Genomic DNA, 14,610 nt, shown 5'->3' with positions numbered 1-14,610 from the left:
ATGAATCTTGAAGAAATTGAAAAGTTACCTGATATATTGCCAACAACGATGTTAGAAATAATGTTTCAAGAAGCACTGCTAGAGTTTGAAGAAAAAAAAGTTGATAAACGAGTGCTTTTATTAATTCTTAGCCAATTAACTGATAGGCAAGTCATGACTTACGAACTTTTAGAAAGCAACACAAGAACACAAGTAGATAAGATCCTTTGTAGTTTGTGGAATACGGATTCATATGAAGAAGTAGATATTATGCTGTCAATTATCGTTAATCTTGGTTTAGAAAATTGTTTTTCAGAAGTTAAAAAGTCAATTAATCAAAATAGAAATATAGATGAATTGATACTTAATGAAGTTTTAGAAACCATAGAAGAAGTAGGTGAAAACATTTCGAACCCGTACAATGGTTTAGAACGCTTCAAGTAAATTATTGACGTTGTTCAAGTTATCTCAAACTACTTGAGTGATGCAAAAATAAGGGCTTGATCATGTTCTAGATCATAATGGAATGCCTCAACGCTATCCTTTATCAAGTAATGGAGATTATTTTGATGTAGCGTTTGAGGCCTTTTTTGATGACAGGGAAGATGAACTTGAAGATTAGTCGTAACTTTTAACTAATCGTTGATGGCAGTCATAGTAGCTAGACGAAAAGACACCTTCTTAGCTGTTGAAGGTGTCTTTTTGCTGTCCATTTATAAGGCTGGGGAACAGACAGGTGGTGATAGTATTGATGGACGATGATGAGCAATGGCTGGAACGTGCGTTAACTCGGGAGAAAGAAAGTTTAGAAGCCGGCTCTGGGGTAATGCGGGAACTGTTCAAGCAATATGAGCAAGCGGCACGTGAGATTCGGATTAGTGTTAATGATTTTTTTGTTCGCTATGAGGAAGAACAAGGGTCTGCGGACGACAGGGCAGCTAAGTTGCTGAATACGGCAGAGATGCAAGAATGGAAGGATAGTGTAGAGGATTGGGCGAAGCGCATCGATGAGGAGAAGGACGATGCTGCTAAACAATTGCTGCAATCTAGACTGAAGATGGTGGAGTGTAGTGCCTCTCCGCGTACTCGGCTTGACCTTGTATCTGGACAAATGCGGATCGCGTTGGATGATTTGGGCGCTAAAAATGTTCGTCAAATGTGGAATGCATTTGAAGCGTTGTATTCGGAAGCGTACTATAAGAAAATATTCGATATTGAGCAGCGACATGGCTCGTTACGAGAGTTTAAGAAGCTCGATTCGGAGATGACAGATGTATTATCTCATCCGTGGAATGGTGTTAACTTTGCAGATCGGATGGCAGAAAATATCAATAGGCTGCATTTTGAAATGGAAGAAACGGTCACACAAGGATGGCGTCATGGCAAAGGTAGCAATGTGATATCAAAAGAATTGTCCGATCAAATGGGAGCATCGTTTAAGCATATAGAGATTCTCGTACAGGGAGAAAGTGCGTATTTCCATAATGAAGCGATTCGGCTGGCATACGAAGCGGCTGGTGTAAAGCAATATGAATATGTGGCAAAATTAGATAGACGTACTAGTGATACTTGCTTAATTCTGGATGATAAGAAGTTTAACGTATCGGATGCGAAAAGAGGTACTAACTATCCGCCGATGCACCCGCGCTGCCGCTCGACTACGATTGAAATTACGGATGGTATGGAAAATTTGCGTTTGAGCGGGCAACCTCTGCCAAAGGACATGACATATGAGCAGTGGCGTAAGGAGCAGGTTGAGGGGACGGGTAAAAGTTCTCTGGATAATTTTACACCAGAGGAAATTCTGAAACTTAAAAACCATGTTATTGAAGAGGCACAAATGTTGAAAGATATTGGTCTCACTAATAAGCAGCTTGGTCCCGCAGTTGCAGGAGCATATGATAGAACTACTGGTAAGATTTACACAGCAATTAATGATGTTGAAGGCAAATTACCAAAAGAATTACACCCTCACATTGAAAAAGGAATTATTGACATGCCGGATGATGTTTATGATTCATATAGTCTGTATACTCATGGCGCAGGGTCTCACGCTGAAGTATATGCGGCTAATAAAGCATTATTGGATAATGATAATGCCACTCTTGATGATATACTAATATACGTTATTAAGCCAGGAGGCTCAACAAAGCCTGTAACCGATATTCCGTTTCATACCTGTCCACACTGTAACTATATTTTAAAAGGCTTTCCTATACTATCTGATTTGTAAAAGTAAGTAATATTGAGAGGTGGGTATCCAAGTGGAAGGTATCGACATTTTGCCTGTGGAATTTGTATTATCTAATGGCATAGAGTTCACTGGGGACGTTTGTTATTCTGGGGTTTATGGGCAAGAAGTTTTTAATAAACCCTTAGATGAAGGGGGAATACCTATATCAGGTATACTCTATGAAAGGTATAAAAATGGTAGTTTGGCATACTATGCGTATTATAAAAATGGTATGTCTGATGGAGATAATGTAAATTATTATGAAAGTGGTAAAGTTACGAGTTTTCAACAAATGAGCAATGGGGTCATATCAGGAAAAAAAATCACTTGGTTTGAAAATGGTAACATAAAATCAAAAGAAGAATATAAGTATGGATTTTGTGTAACATACAGACAGTGGAGTGAAGCAGGAGAATTAGTTACCGAAAAAACAGAACCTAGTGAATTTGATAAAAAAATGATCGAAAAGTACAATAAACGAGCTAAAAAGTTAGAGGGAAAATAGTAATACTAGGGACTAACAATTCCCTTTTGAAAGGATCAGGGAATATTAACTTGAATGAGGATAGAAAATCGGATTAAGTTTCTAGATGGGGTACTATTAAAAGATGGGCAGGATTTGCCCATCTTTTAACTGGAAAATAAAATTTTATATATATGACAAAGTTTTTTTCACGATCTGATCTGCTTGTCGAGTCGTTTCCGGCAATCGATAATTCGGTGACAATCGGAGTATCCACTCGCAGGCAGTCTTTAGGGATACTCGATGACCGATTGAAACAAAGATGGGTTTAATGCTCTTCTGTGTTCGTAATACACTTCCAATGATTTCATTGTTATCAACTAATGGTGAATGGTCTCCTCTATTTTGATCAGGTTCAATAAAATGGCCTAACAGCTTCGTTTTTCCACACCCAATTGTAGGAATATCATAAAGGACCCCTAAATGAGAGGCTAATCCAAACCGTCTAGGGTGGGCAAGCCCGTGCCCATCGCAAACTACTAGCTGAGGAGTAGTCTTTATTTTTTCAAATGCTTTGATAATTGGAGGAAGTTCTCTAAATGAGAACAATCCCGGAATATAGGGGAATTGAACGGTATCTTCAATAACAACTGACTCAACCAATTCCAATGAATCTGATTCTAAAATGACAATTGCTGCTATTAATTTATCGTTACTTTTGCTATAAGCAACGTCTACTCCGGCAACGTATTGAATTTGATCCGAAAAATCTTCTTTTATAACTTTTTGGGATAATTCCTGTTGTATTTTAATGGCTTCTACTTCACATAAATTCCACTTGTGTACATTTGTCTTCATTTTATTTCCTCCGAGTTTCAAATAAGCAACGGATCTATTTTATCAAAAATTTCCGTTTTCTATAGAGGGGACGGGAGATTTTGATTACAAGGAAGGGCAGATATGCCCGTAATTGGTCAGATTAGAATAGCATCAGATGGACAAAGATTTATTTGCATACGTGAATTGAAGTTGTTTAAACCCAACCTATTTAAGTGCTGTCCATGAATCATACCATGCTGAGCAATGGATGAAATTGGGGAAGGAAAAATATTTAAAGCAATCAAGACTTGAAAGGGAAGAGTATGTTTTTAACGAAATAATGAAGAACAAAGACAAGTTTTCAAAAGCTGAAATATTATTTTCTATGAAGTATATTTATAAAGTAAGGCATGGAGATTGGCCGCACCCTGTGCAGAATGAACCCATCATTCAACAACTCCCACCATTGCAGACATTTTGCAGATTAAATGCAGAATCGGTGCAGGTCATTCGGTCATTTAGGCATTAATATAGTAATATAGCAAATTAGGAAATACGCTCAATGAGCTGCATATCACAACTTAACACCTGATGATTAAACCATCGTTCTCTTTACAAGAGGCGGTGGTTTTTTTATACCCATTACTGGCAGCCAGTCCTAGATATACTGGTGGAGGCAATGAGCGTGGAAGTCGCTATATAAACAGCCGGGAAGGAGCAAGAACATGATTGTTGAGTCAATCAAAATGCTATTGGGTGAGGAGTTAGTTTTGCAAGTGGAAACTGCATTGCAAGGCAAAGGAAAGGAGGGGAAAGACGTTGACCTTGTTGTAGGGAACGATGGAAGTTTTGTACCCGCAGAAAAATATGATGCGGCAACGAAAGGCAAGGCGAGCGCAGAAGCAGCCTTAAAGGCAGCAGCAGATGCGCTAAAAGCGATTGGTGGCAGCGGCGATCCTTCCAAGATCGCTACCGATGTTATCGTTGCGCAAGGCAAGCTGGATGAGCTTGCGCGTAATTACCAGTCTGAGCTTGCTTCGATTCAGCGTACTGCTGCTATTCGAATGGCGCTCGCAGGCAAGGTGCATGACACGGAAGACCTGATCAATCTCATTGATATGGACAAGATTGAGCTGGATGAAGCGGGCAATGTGAAACAGGATTTGGAAGAGATCATTGCTCCAATCCGAGTGGCAAAGCCTTACTTGTTTATCAATCAGAATCCACTGAATGGTCAACAAGTGTCTATGCAGATGCAAGATGGCACTGCTCCAATCATCCACGCGGAACAACTACAGTCCAACCCCGCAATGCTCAATCAGGATCAGCTTCTAAATCTCACCTTGCCAGCTATTCATGGGGCAAGACCAGCCGATCCAGGCATAGCGCCTAACTCGCAAGCTGCTAATCTAACGGCAGTGCGTGCGGCAATGGGTTTGCCTAACTTGTAGGTAACCAACAGCGCTCTATTGCAATTGCTTCAACTATTTTAACAACCATTTTCGAAAGGATGAATGTACATGTCTATTAATACGCTCCAATACGCGACGCTGTTTCAAGCTTCGCTGGATGAGCAGATGGTTGCTTTGGCGACATCTGGATGGATGGAAGAAAATGCAGCGCAAGTGAAATACGCTGGCGGTAATGAGGTGAAAATTCCGAAGATCGCGATGGACGGCCTTGGTGATTATGACCGTGATCGTGGTTACGTTCAAGGGTCCGTATCCTTAACGTATGGTACCTATGCGCTGACGCAGGACCGTGGTCGCACGTTCCAGCTAGATGCGATGGATGTGGATGAGTCTAACTTTGCTGCGACTGCTGCTAATGTGATGGGCGAGTTCCAGCGCACATTAGTTGTGCCTGAGATTGATGCGTATCGCTACAGCAAAATTTACGCGATGGCTAACGCAAAAGGCAAAGTAAATACAACGGCTTATACACCAGCAGCAGCAACGATTTATGACAAGCTGCTTGATGATATTACTGCGATTGAAGACATTATTGGTGAAAATGAGCAAATGGTCATCACGATGTCCACACATGCCGCGAAACAGCTTGATCTAGCTGATAAAGTGGAGAAAAACTTAGAGGTTGCTGAGTTTACGCAAGGCAACATTTCCCGCAAAGTAAAAGTGCTCGACAACAACCCAATTATCCGCGTGCCTTCCGCTCGTATGAAGACGGCTTATGTGTTCCACGATGGGTCCACGACAGGCCAAACGAATGGCGGATTTGTTCCAGCTACTGGTGCGAAACCGATCAACTGGATCATTACAGTGCGCCGCAGCCCGATTGCGGTTTCCAAGACAGAAAAGGTACGCATTTTTGAACCGAATACGAATCAGAAGGCAGACGCTTGGAAATTGGATTATCGCAAATACCATGACTTGTGGATTCCAGATAACAAGATCGATGGTGTGTGGGTAAATATCGGAGTATAAGTAGGAGTGTGATCCTTATGACTTCTATAATCTCTACTACAATGCTAAGCAAGCTAAAGCAGCTGCTCGGCATTACGGGCAACGAACAAGATCCGCTTTTGCAATTGGTGTTGCAAACAGTAAATGATGAGATAGTCAATTATTGCAACCTAGATCAGATGCCGATCTTGCTCGAAAATGTTGCCGTTCGTATGGCGGCGGATATGTGGCGCTCAGAAAGGTACGGTGTCGAGCATATTCCACCAACAGCAAAGTCTGTAAGCCGTGGCGACGTATCTACTAGCTTTGATACGAAGCCAGTTGCAGATATTCGTGGAGTGAAAGACATCGTTGACAATTATAAGGTGCAGCTCCAGGCATTTCGAAAGCTGAGGTGGTAGCAATGTTGGAACGTATTGCTATGGCTGCAACGGGGCTGCATTTTCGTATGTTCGGCAATGCAGAAGCCGAACGAACTGCACTCGAACTAACGTACGAGGATAGCTGCAGCGTAAGTAGAAGTGTGGCGGCAGAAGATGCGGACGGCATCGTCCGTACGACATGGACGAACATCTACGATAACATCGCTTGCGCATTTTCGGCAGGTAGTGATAGGAGCAGTCAAACCACTGTGGAGCACAGAATTGAATATGAAGCGACTCTATATGTAGCGCCCACGGTTTCAATTCAAGCGGGGGATCGTGTGACAGTCCAACGATTCGGACAAGTCAAGCTCTCCAGCAGCTACGAAGTTGTTGGCGTTCCTAAGCGATATGCGACGCACAATGAAGTGCGTTTAAAGGCGGAAAAGCTGGCATGATAGGGCAAAGGTGGTGCATGGACGATGGGATCAAACGTTAAGCAGCTTATCAAATATCGTCAAAAGCTAATCACGTTGCAACGCGAAGCGCCGCAGGTTACGCAGAAGCTGCTCATTGAAGAAGGGGAATATGCAGCACGACAAGCGAAGATGATAGCAAGCAGTGGTAACCCTGACGCTGTTGATACAGGACGTTATCGCAATCATTTTCATACGGGCAACCGCAATCGCGCTCATGCCAACAATAATGAGTATGATGGCAGCAGACCGAAAACAAGCGGCACGACCTATCAAATCGACGTATACAACAACGTGCCGTATGCGCGTGTCATTGAGTATGGTCGCCGTACGAAGTCCGGTACGTTTGTGAAAGGCCGCTATATACTTCGCCGTGCAATGAAGCAAGCGGAAGCTGGCAGGCAGCCGAGATTGCAGCGCAAATTCAGCAGCCGATTGAAACAGTATCTCGAAAGGGGATGATGTGACGAGTGACCGTTAACGATCTGATCAAAGCCATCGCCAAACGTTTAAAGTCCGTTTATCCCGACCGACTCATCTATGTAGATGAAATTCCGAAACAAGCGGATGGCCATCATTTCATTCGCTGCGTGGAGCAGAAGCATGAAACGAAGCTGGGACGAAGGCGTATGCGGACGTACAGCTTTGAGTTGCTGCATTTTAAGTCTATAAAAGACAATATGGTCTTTCACGACTGGGCAGAGAAGCTTTACTTTGAGTTCGAGCAATTGAACGTTAATGGACAAGTTGTTCACGTGAGTAAAGCGCAAGCAGAACCTGGGGATGACATGGTATTTCATTTTACATTCGACGTCATCGTAAGCGGGTTGAAAGATCCCGAAGCGGTGGATGCGATGGGCAAGTTGCAAATGATAGGGGGGATTTCACCTTGACAGAAGCGATAAAGAAGAGCAAGCGAGAAGGTTCTGACATGTTGTCAGAGCCTTCTTTCTATAAGTGGCAGCTTAAAGAGGAGTCCAGTGTCTTCCATCCAGATGTATTGGATGCGCTGTTGGAAGATGAGAAATTGTACACGTTAGTAGAAGTAAACGAGATTATTCAAACATTTATGATGGGAGAGGTGTGTTAGTATGCCAATTGGAGGCGGAACATTTACGTTTCAAAATAAAGTGCTGCCAGGTGCCTATATTAATTTTGTATCTGCAGGTGGCGGTGTAACTGCGGGGGCTCGCGGTGTGGCTTCATTGCCTTTACAACTAAATTGGGGTGCAGAGGACAAGCTTATTAAGATGGATGCGGCTGATTTTAATAAACAGTCGTTAACTGTTTTTGGCTTTGATGCTACTGCGCCAGAGATGCTGCTTATTCGTGAATGCTTTAAACGTGCGAAAACGCTGCTTGTCTATCGTGCAAACAGTGGTGGCGTTAAGGCAACAAAGACGACAGGCGGTCTTACGGCAACAGCTAAATATAGCGGTACGCGCGGCAATGACATTCGAGTGGCGGTACTGACGAATCCTGCAGGTGGGTTTGATGTTATTACTTACTTAGGTATGCAAGAGGTAGACAAGCAAACCGTAACTTCCGTTGCTGCCTTGTCAGCGAACGCTTTTGTTACATTCGGTACGACGGGAGCGCTTGTAGCGGCTGCTGCCGCTCCATTAACAGGGGGTACAAATGGGACAGCGAATGGAACAACGTACAGCGGTTATTTGACTGCACTCGAAGTTGAGAGCTTTAACGTACTAGGTTATCCAGGTACAGATACGAGTGTGAAGTCGTTATTTGTAGCATTCACGAAGCGTCTTCGTGAAGATGAAGGCAAAAAAGTGGTATGTGTACTGCACAATCAGCCTGCTGATCACGAGGGTATTATTAACGTCAAGAACGGTGTTGTACTCGAAGATACGACAGTCGTTTCCGGTGAACAAGCGGTTGCGTGGGTAGCAGGGGCTACAGCAGCAGCGGAAATCAATCAAAGCTTAACAAATACAACTTATGACGGTGCAGTTGATGTAAATATTAAATATACAAAGAGCCAGTATGAAACGGCGATTAAGGCGGGAGAGTTCGTCTTTTACGGCGAAGGCAGCAAAGCCCGCGTACTTTCTGACATTAATAGCTTAGTAACGTTTGGAGGCGGTAAGTCACCAGATTGGACGAGCAATCGTGTGATGCGTGTGATGGATGGCTGGGCGAACGATGTTGCCCGTATTTTCGGCGCGTCTTATATCGGACTTGTCACGAACAATGATACGGGACGCCAATTGTTTAAAGCAGATCTCGTTTCTTTGGCGTTGCAATATCAGGCGGTTGGTGCGATAAGCAACTTTGATAGTGAGGACATTACGATTGATCAAGGGATTGGCAAGCGTGATGTAGCCGTTCATAGCGTGCTGCAGCCTAACGATAGTATGGAGAAGCTCTACATGACAGTTCAAGTTGTGTAGAAGAGGGGGATATATAAATGGCGAAACTACATTCACAAGATACGATTAATGGTAAAGAGGGCAAGGCATACGCCAAAATTAATGGAAACAATGAGGAATTGTTTTTTGCTAAGACGATTGAAGCAACGATTGAAAAAAGCAAATCCGAAATTAAATCGATTGGCAAGCGTATGACAGGCCATAAGACGACAGGCATTAGTGGTACTGGCAGCATGACTATCTACTATATGACGCCGTTGTTCCGTTCTTTATTGAAGGAGTATAAAGATAACGGACGAGACGTTTACTTTAATATGATGGTGGAAAATGAAGACCCAGCCAGCGCAGCAGGCAAACAAGTGGTGAATTTGTTTGGGGTGAATCTCGATTCTACTATCTTGACGAAGTTGGATGGCGACTCTGACGATCCGCTCGATGAGGAAGCAGATTTCACGTTTGAAGACTTCGATATTGCAACGCCGTTCAACAAAATTTAAGGAGGCTATCTAAATGGGTAAACTGCAGGATTTTTTAATGAACAATGACGTGCTGGCGGAGGTACAAACGGAAGTGAGCATCAAGCCGTTTCCGTTCCCGTTTGTGATGAAAAGTATTACCGAGGCTGAAAATAAAGAGATTCGTAAAAGCTGCCAAAAGGCCACTTTTAATAAGCGAACACACCAGAAAGATGTTGAAACGGATGCGGACTTGTATGCCAACCGTCTCTTAATCGCTTGCTGCGTAGAGCCGAATTTTAAAGATGCGGCGTTGCAGAAGAAATTCGGCGTACTCGGAGCAGAGGCGCTTATTGATAAGCTGTTTAATCCAGGTCAATATGCGGAGCTTGTACAGCGCGTACAGCAGCTGAATGGGTTCGAGACTGATATTAATGAGTTGGTAGAAGAAGCAAAAAACTAATCCAGCAGGGCAACGGTGAAGCGAACTATGCGCACTATGCCCTGCATCGATTGAAAATTAGCCCGGATGAGCTCATGGATAAGCCTGTGCACGTCCGGGCTTTTATTTATGCAAGCATAGATTTACAGCTCGAAAATGAAAAAAAGCAAGCTGACAAAGCAAAGCGAAAGCGTTAAGGAGGTGAGCGAATGTCGACAATATCGACGACGCTTGCGTTACGCGATAATTTCTCAAATACGTTGAACCGTGCTGCACAAGGGACGCAGCGTGTAATTCGATCGATGCAGATGCTGCATACGCAAAGTGCAAGAACATCTCCTGGACGGATGTTCACAGGTACGAGCAGCGCAATTAGTGGGGCAAGTCAACGGCTGGATGTGCTGAATAAGAAACAACAAGCAGCTGCCAAAAACGCTGAACAAGTAAAAAGTGCGTGGAGTGGTGTTAGAAGTGTTATGGTGGCAGCTGTCGCAAGTTTGGCTGCGGGAGCAGGCTCAGCGATGCAGGCGGTTGATACGCATACAAACAATAACGCCCGTCTAAATGTAATCAAAGATGAAAAGAAGCCGGATGAAAATTTGCAGAAGATGGTATTTGGTGCTGCTCAGCGATCTGGGACGGGCTACAGCGACATGGTTGGAACGGTCTCGAAACTCGGACTGTCGGCGGGGGATTCTTTTAACGGGAATAATGAGATCGTTGCATTCTCAGAACTGATGCAGAAGTCATTTGCCGTGAACGGGGCATCAGCCCCGGAACAGCAAGCAGGGATGGATCAGGTGACACAAGCGATGGCGTCGGGCAAGCTGGAAGGGGCGGGGTTCGAATCTATGATGGCAAGTGCGCCGATGTTGGCGCAAGCGATCGCAGATTTTACGGGTAAATCAACCAGCGAATTGAAAAAGTTGTCCGCTGAAGGCTTGATTACCGCTGACATTATGAAGGGTGCGTTATTTGCGGCTTCGGATGATATTGAAGCAAAGTTTGAGGCGCTGCCGCGTACCTTTGAAGGGACATGGACGCAGATCAAAAACTTTGCCGCGATGTCGTTTGCCGGTGTTATGCAAAGCATTAGCAATTTTTTGAATAGTGATATAGGTTCTGCGATGATTACTGGCATCATGGTGGCGATTTCGACTATTGCTGCTGGTGTGGAAGGATTGATCAGTATAATCTCGACAGTTGCTTCGTTTGTTCAATCCAATTGGTCGATTATCGGTCCGATTTTAACGGTATTGGCTACCACTGCGATCATGTATTTAATTTCATTAATATGGGCGTGGGGAACAACAGCGATCACATTATTATGGGCATGGGGCAGTGCGGCTATGGTGAATGGATTTAGAGCATTCGCAGCCTTTATGTTAGCGAACTGGCCTATTCTACTCATTGGTGCTGCTCTAGGTGTGTTAATCGTTATTTTGAACAATATGGGCGTTACCTTTGATCAAGTCCTTGGCTTTATCGGCGGCGCGTTGTTTGGGTTATATGCCTTTATCTATAACATTGTAGTCGGGATATGGAACTATTGGGCATCGTTTGTAGAGTTTTTCGCGAATGTGTTTAATCATCCCGTGTATAGTGTTAAGCGACTCTTTGTGAATTTAGCGAACAGTGTCCTCGATACGGTGAAACGGATTGCTGAAGCGATTGATGCTGTATTTGGTTCCAATTTGGCAAGCGGTGTAACGGGGATTCAGAAGCAGATGGACGATTGGTTGGGTGAAATGCCTGAGGGCTACAAAGTGACTCAAAGATTGGAGACGAAGTCGATTACCGAATTCAGTACCAAAGGATATCAGGCAGGCTCTGACTTGGGTAAAGGAATGCAAGATAAGATAAAAGGCATCACTTCTAGTTTTAGCGGAGATGCAATGAAAGAGAACGGATTGGACAAAGGGCTTGGCGGAGGTGGAGGCGGAGCAGTCGGAACAGCTGGAGCGGCTGGAGCTGGAAAGATGCCGAACATCGGCAAAGTCGGTGAAGTGGGGCAAGTGAACAGCGAGGTGGACATCGGAGAAGAAGATTTACAGATGATGAAAGACGTAGCTGAAATGCGCTATGTGCAAAACTTTGTCACGATGACGCCAACGATTGCAATGAACGCTAGCATTAGCGAAAAAGTAGATGTTAACGACGTTATGAATGAGATGGAGCGTCGCCTTGCTAATGAAATTGCGATGAGCGCCGAAGGAACCTATTCATAATGAATAGGTTTAGAGGGAGGTGAGGCAAGGGTGGGTTATCAAATGTTTTTGAAGCTTGGTGGCAAACAAGTTGAAATTCCTGTTTTGCCTGAAAAGCTGGAAATAAGCTCTCCCGGCCATAATGAAACCGTAACCGTGATGGGAATTGGGGAGATCAATAAATTAAAGCGCAAAGGACTCCGCGAAGTTTCGTTTGAGTCCTTTTTTCCTGCGCATTATGAACCGTATGTAACAGGATTTTTGTTTGAAACTGAGGATTCAGGAAAAACATTGCTAAAGCCTATCGATTGTATTCGGACTATTCAGATATATCGAGATACGCAGCAGCCGATTCAGTTTCTCCTAACGGGTACTGATTTAGATATTAACATCAGCATGGGTATCGAAGATTTGAGCTATGATGAGCGTGCCGGTGAGGTAGGCGACATTTATTTCAGCTTGAAATTAAAAGAATGGAAGTCATATTCACCGAAAAAGTTAACGCTGACAAAGGACAATAAAGTGAGGGCTAGCGCGGCGAAGCGTCCTGGCAGTCCTCCAGCATCAAAAACGCATACCGTTGTTAAAGGAGAAAGCTTATGGGCGATTTGCAAGAAACGTTACGGCGATGGCGGCAAGTACCCACAGCTGTATGCGAAAAATAAAGCGCTGATGGATAAGCGGAACAAAGGTACGGGCTTGCCGAAGTATACGATCTATTCAGGGCAGGTGCTGGTGCTATGATCGAAATTTATTATCAAAACAAAAAAACGGGTACTTCTTACGACATTACGACGTTAGTCACTGACGCGGATTGGAATACGAAACGCGCAGGGTCTCCTGCTTCGTTTGAATTTACGATGATGGACGATAAGCAGATCGAAATAGAGCACGGAGGCATTGTATCGTTTAAAGAAAATAGCAAGGGATTATTTTACGGCTATGTTTTTAAATATTCAAGGACGGATAATGGCGAAACGAAAGTTGTCGCCTACGATCAGCTTCGTTATTTAAAAAATAAAGATACGTACGTATTTAAAGGAAAACGCGCCGATCAGATCGTTGCCCAGATTGCGGGTGATTTTAAGCTGAAGACAGGCCAACTTAGTAACACGGGCCACGTCATTCCTTCTATGATCGAGGACAGTAAATCGTTGTTTGATATCATTTTAAAGGCACTGGATCTAACTCTTGTTCACGGAAAACAAATGTTTTATTTGTGGGACGATTATGGTCAGCTTCGTATTTCGGATGTGAAAAAAAGTACGATTAATTTAATCGTTGGTGATCAAAGTTTGGCAACCAGCTACGACTACAGCAGCGATATAGATGGTGAAACTGCGAACCAAATTAAGCTCGTCCGTGACAATAAAGAGACAGGAAAACGTGATGTATACGTTGTCCATGATAGTAATTCAATGGCAAGATGGGGCGTGCTGCAGCATTATGAAAAAGTGGATGAAGATCTGAATAAAGCACAAATTGATAAACTAGCCGACAACTTGCTAGCGTTGAAAAATCGTCCAGAGCAATCGCTCAGTATAGAGGCGCTCGCTGATCTGACGGTGCGTGCAGGCCGTTCTATTTTTGTGAAATTAAGTGGGATCGGGCTGTCCGGCTGGTACATTGTTGATGAATGCAAGCATGATGTAATGAAGGAAACGATGAATTTGAAGCTGGTGGTGATGTAATGCTGAGCGAAAAAATAAAACGCATCTCTATGCAAGCAAATACAGCTAGTGTGCCAGCTGCCGTAATGTTTGGTCAAGTACAGAAAGTAACGCCTATTCACATTTTAGTAGATAGTCGATTTGTCATTGAAGGGGACATGGTTATTATGTCTCGCGACCTGCCTGAACTTCTTGTAGGTGACACTGTGGTACTGCTTCGCAACAATGGCGGACAGCAGTTCGTCGTCTTGGGGAGGTTGTAGCATTGTCATTGCTGCCAGAACAGGTTGAGACAGCCATCCCGATTATGGATATAGAGTTGGAATTGCCCGAAGAACAGACGTCACGTACTTATCGTCTCGATGTACAAAAGGGGCGAATTACTGGCTTTGTTGATGAAATAGAAGCGGTAAAGCAAGCGGTATTCAAAGTGCTGCAAACGGAACGATTTGTTTATCTCATTTACAGCTGGAACTACGGTATTGAGTTAAATGTGGTGATGGGGGAAAACGAAGCAGTTGTGCGCAGTGAGCTCAAGAGAATCGTAACGGAAGCGCTCTTGGCGGACGAACGCATAACGGATGTGACGGATTTTTTAATTCATATGGTAGATAGGCGGACAGCGGCAGTAGAATTTACTGTCGTTTCTATTTTTGGGCAAGTGCGTATCGAAGAGGAGGTGACCATTTAA

Annotated in this window: 20 protein-coding genes; 19 read left to right on the top strand and 1 reads right to left on the bottom strand. The window is 43.7% G+C overall.

Going from position 1 to position 14,610, the window contains the following annotated elements:
- From NQ117_RS10185 to NQ117_RS10175, 3 genes are all read left to right on the top strand, one after another.
- On the top strand, nucleotides 1-423 hold the full coding sequence (locus tag NQ117_RS10185) for a hypothetical protein (protein ID WP_258277832.1): 423 nt from the start codon (nucleotides 1-3) through the stop codon (nucleotides 421-423).
- A 292-nt stretch (nucleotides 424-715) separates the two neighbouring features.
- Nucleotides 716-2,212 (top strand): minor capsid protein, encoded by a 1,497-nt coding sequence (locus tag NQ117_RS10180; RefSeq protein ID WP_258277831.1) that lies wholly within the window; start codon nucleotides 716-718, stop codon nucleotides 2,210-2,212.
- 31 nt (nucleotides 2,213-2,243) lie between these two features.
- Nucleotides 2,244-2,717 carry a toxin-antitoxin system YwqK family antitoxin gene (locus tag NQ117_RS10175; RefSeq protein ID WP_258277830.1) on the top strand — a complete coding sequence of 158 codons (474 nt, stop codon included), beginning with the start codon at nucleotides 2,244-2,246 and terminating at the stop codon, nucleotides 2,715-2,717.
- A gap of 144 nt (nucleotides 2,718-2,861) precedes the next feature.
- Here the strand turns inward: NQ117_RS10175 and nfi are convergent, their stop codons facing one another.
- Nucleotides 2,862-3,533, bottom strand: a complete 672-nt coding sequence (gene nfi, locus NQ117_RS10170) for a deoxyribonuclease V (protein WP_258277829.1) — start codon at nucleotides 3,531-3,533, stop codon at nucleotides 2,862-2,864.
- Nucleotides 3,534-3,762: 229 nt separating this feature from the next.
- Between nfi and NQ117_RS10165 the strand changes: the two genes are divergently transcribed.
- The 16 genes from NQ117_RS10165 to NQ117_RS10090 all read left to right on the top strand — a co-directional run bounded on the left by NQ117_RS10165 (nucleotide 3,763) and on the right by NQ117_RS10090 (nucleotide 14,610).
- A complete protein-coding gene (locus tag NQ117_RS10165; protein WP_258277828.1) occupies nucleotides 3,763-4,023 on the top strand; it encodes a zincin-like metallopeptidase toxin domain-containing protein in 261 nt (86 codons plus the stop codon).
- 196 nt (nucleotides 4,024-4,219) lie between these two features.
- Nucleotides 4,220-4,945 (top strand): phage scaffolding protein, encoded by a 726-nt coding sequence (locus NQ117_RS10160; protein ID WP_258277827.1) that lies wholly within the window; start codon nucleotides 4,220-4,222, stop codon nucleotides 4,943-4,945.
- 69 nt (nucleotides 4,946-5,014) lie between these two features.
- Nucleotides 5,015-5,938, top strand: coding sequence for a hypothetical protein (locus NQ117_RS10155; RefSeq protein WP_258277826.1), 924 nt, complete (start codon nucleotides 5,015-5,017; stop codon nucleotides 5,936-5,938).
- Between the two features lie 17 nt (nucleotides 5,939-5,955).
- A complete protein-coding gene (locus NQ117_RS10150; protein ID WP_258277825.1) occupies nucleotides 5,956-6,318 on the top strand; it encodes a phage head-tail connector protein in 363 nt (120 codons plus the stop codon).
- A 2-nt stretch (nucleotides 6,319-6,320) separates the two neighbouring features.
- A complete protein-coding gene (locus NQ117_RS10145; RefSeq protein WP_258277824.1) occupies nucleotides 6,321-6,737 on the top strand; it encodes a hypothetical protein in 417 nt (138 codons plus the stop codon).
- A gap of 24 nt (nucleotides 6,738-6,761) precedes the next feature.
- Nucleotides 6,762-7,217, top strand: a complete 456-nt coding sequence (locus NQ117_RS10140; protein ID WP_258277823.1) for an HK97 gp10 family phage protein — start codon at nucleotides 6,762-6,764, stop codon at nucleotides 7,215-7,217.
- 8 nt (nucleotides 7,218-7,225) lie between these two features.
- Nucleotides 7,226-7,648: a phage tail terminator family protein gene (locus NQ117_RS10135; protein ID WP_258277822.1), complete on the top strand. Its 423-nt coding sequence runs from the start codon at nucleotides 7,226-7,228 to the stop codon at nucleotides 7,646-7,648.
- Entirely contained in the window at nucleotides 7,645-7,845 is a 201-nt protein-coding gene (locus NQ117_RS10130) for a hypothetical protein (RefSeq protein ID WP_258277821.1), read from the top strand. Before NQ117_RS10135 ends, NQ117_RS10130 begins: the two co-directional genes overlap by 4 nt.
- A gap of 1 nt (nucleotide 7,846) precedes the next feature.
- The gene (locus NQ117_RS10125; protein ID WP_258277820.1) at nucleotides 7,847-9,166 is read left to right on the top strand and encodes a phage tail sheath family protein; all 1,320 of its coding nucleotides are present in this window, start codon (nucleotides 7,847-7,849) and stop codon (nucleotides 9,164-9,166) included.
- A 17-nt stretch (nucleotides 9,167-9,183) separates the two neighbouring features.
- Nucleotides 9,184-9,642 (top strand): phage tail tube protein, encoded by a 459-nt coding sequence (locus tag NQ117_RS10120; RefSeq protein ID WP_258277819.1) that lies wholly within the window; start codon nucleotides 9,184-9,186, stop codon nucleotides 9,640-9,642.
- 13 nt (nucleotides 9,643-9,655) lie between these two features.
- Complete coding sequence (locus NQ117_RS10115; protein WP_258277818.1) at nucleotides 9,656-10,063, top strand: phage tail assembly chaperone; 408 nt, start codon at nucleotides 9,656-9,658, stop codon at nucleotides 10,061-10,063.
- 188 nt (nucleotides 10,064-10,251) lie between these two features.
- Nucleotides 10,252-12,270 carry a tape measure protein gene (locus NQ117_RS10110; RefSeq protein ID WP_258277817.1) on the top strand — a complete coding sequence of 673 codons (2,019 nt, stop codon included), beginning with the start codon at nucleotides 10,252-10,254 and terminating at the stop codon, nucleotides 12,268-12,270.
- Between the two features lie 30 nt (nucleotides 12,271-12,300).
- Nucleotides 12,301-12,993 (top strand): LysM peptidoglycan-binding domain-containing protein, encoded by a 693-nt coding sequence (locus NQ117_RS10105; protein WP_258277816.1) that lies wholly within the window; start codon nucleotides 12,301-12,303, stop codon nucleotides 12,991-12,993.
- Nucleotides 12,990-13,940 carry an XkdQ/YqbQ family protein gene (locus NQ117_RS10100; protein ID WP_258277815.1) on the top strand — a complete coding sequence of 317 codons (951 nt, stop codon included), beginning with the start codon at nucleotides 12,990-12,992 and terminating at the stop codon, nucleotides 13,938-13,940. Before NQ117_RS10105 ends, NQ117_RS10100 begins: the two co-directional genes overlap by 4 nt.
- Nucleotides 13,940-14,182, top strand: coding sequence for a DUF2577 domain-containing protein (locus NQ117_RS10095; RefSeq protein ID WP_258277814.1), 243 nt, complete (start codon nucleotides 13,940-13,942; stop codon nucleotides 14,180-14,182). The genes NQ117_RS10100 and NQ117_RS10095 overlap by 1 nt, the downstream gene beginning before the upstream one ends.
- Before the next feature lie 2 nt (nucleotides 14,183-14,184).
- A complete protein-coding gene (locus NQ117_RS10090; protein WP_258277813.1) occupies nucleotides 14,185-14,610 on the top strand; it encodes a DUF2634 domain-containing protein in 426 nt (141 codons plus the stop codon).

The sequence above is a fragment of the Paenibacillus sp. SC116 genome (genome assembly GCF_024733555.1).
Taxonomy (GTDB): Bacteria; Bacillota; Bacilli; order Paenibacillales; family Paenibacillaceae; genus Paenibacillus_B.
Note: the sequence above shows the minus strand (reverse complement) of the source record. Positions and strands in the feature narration are given on the sequence as shown.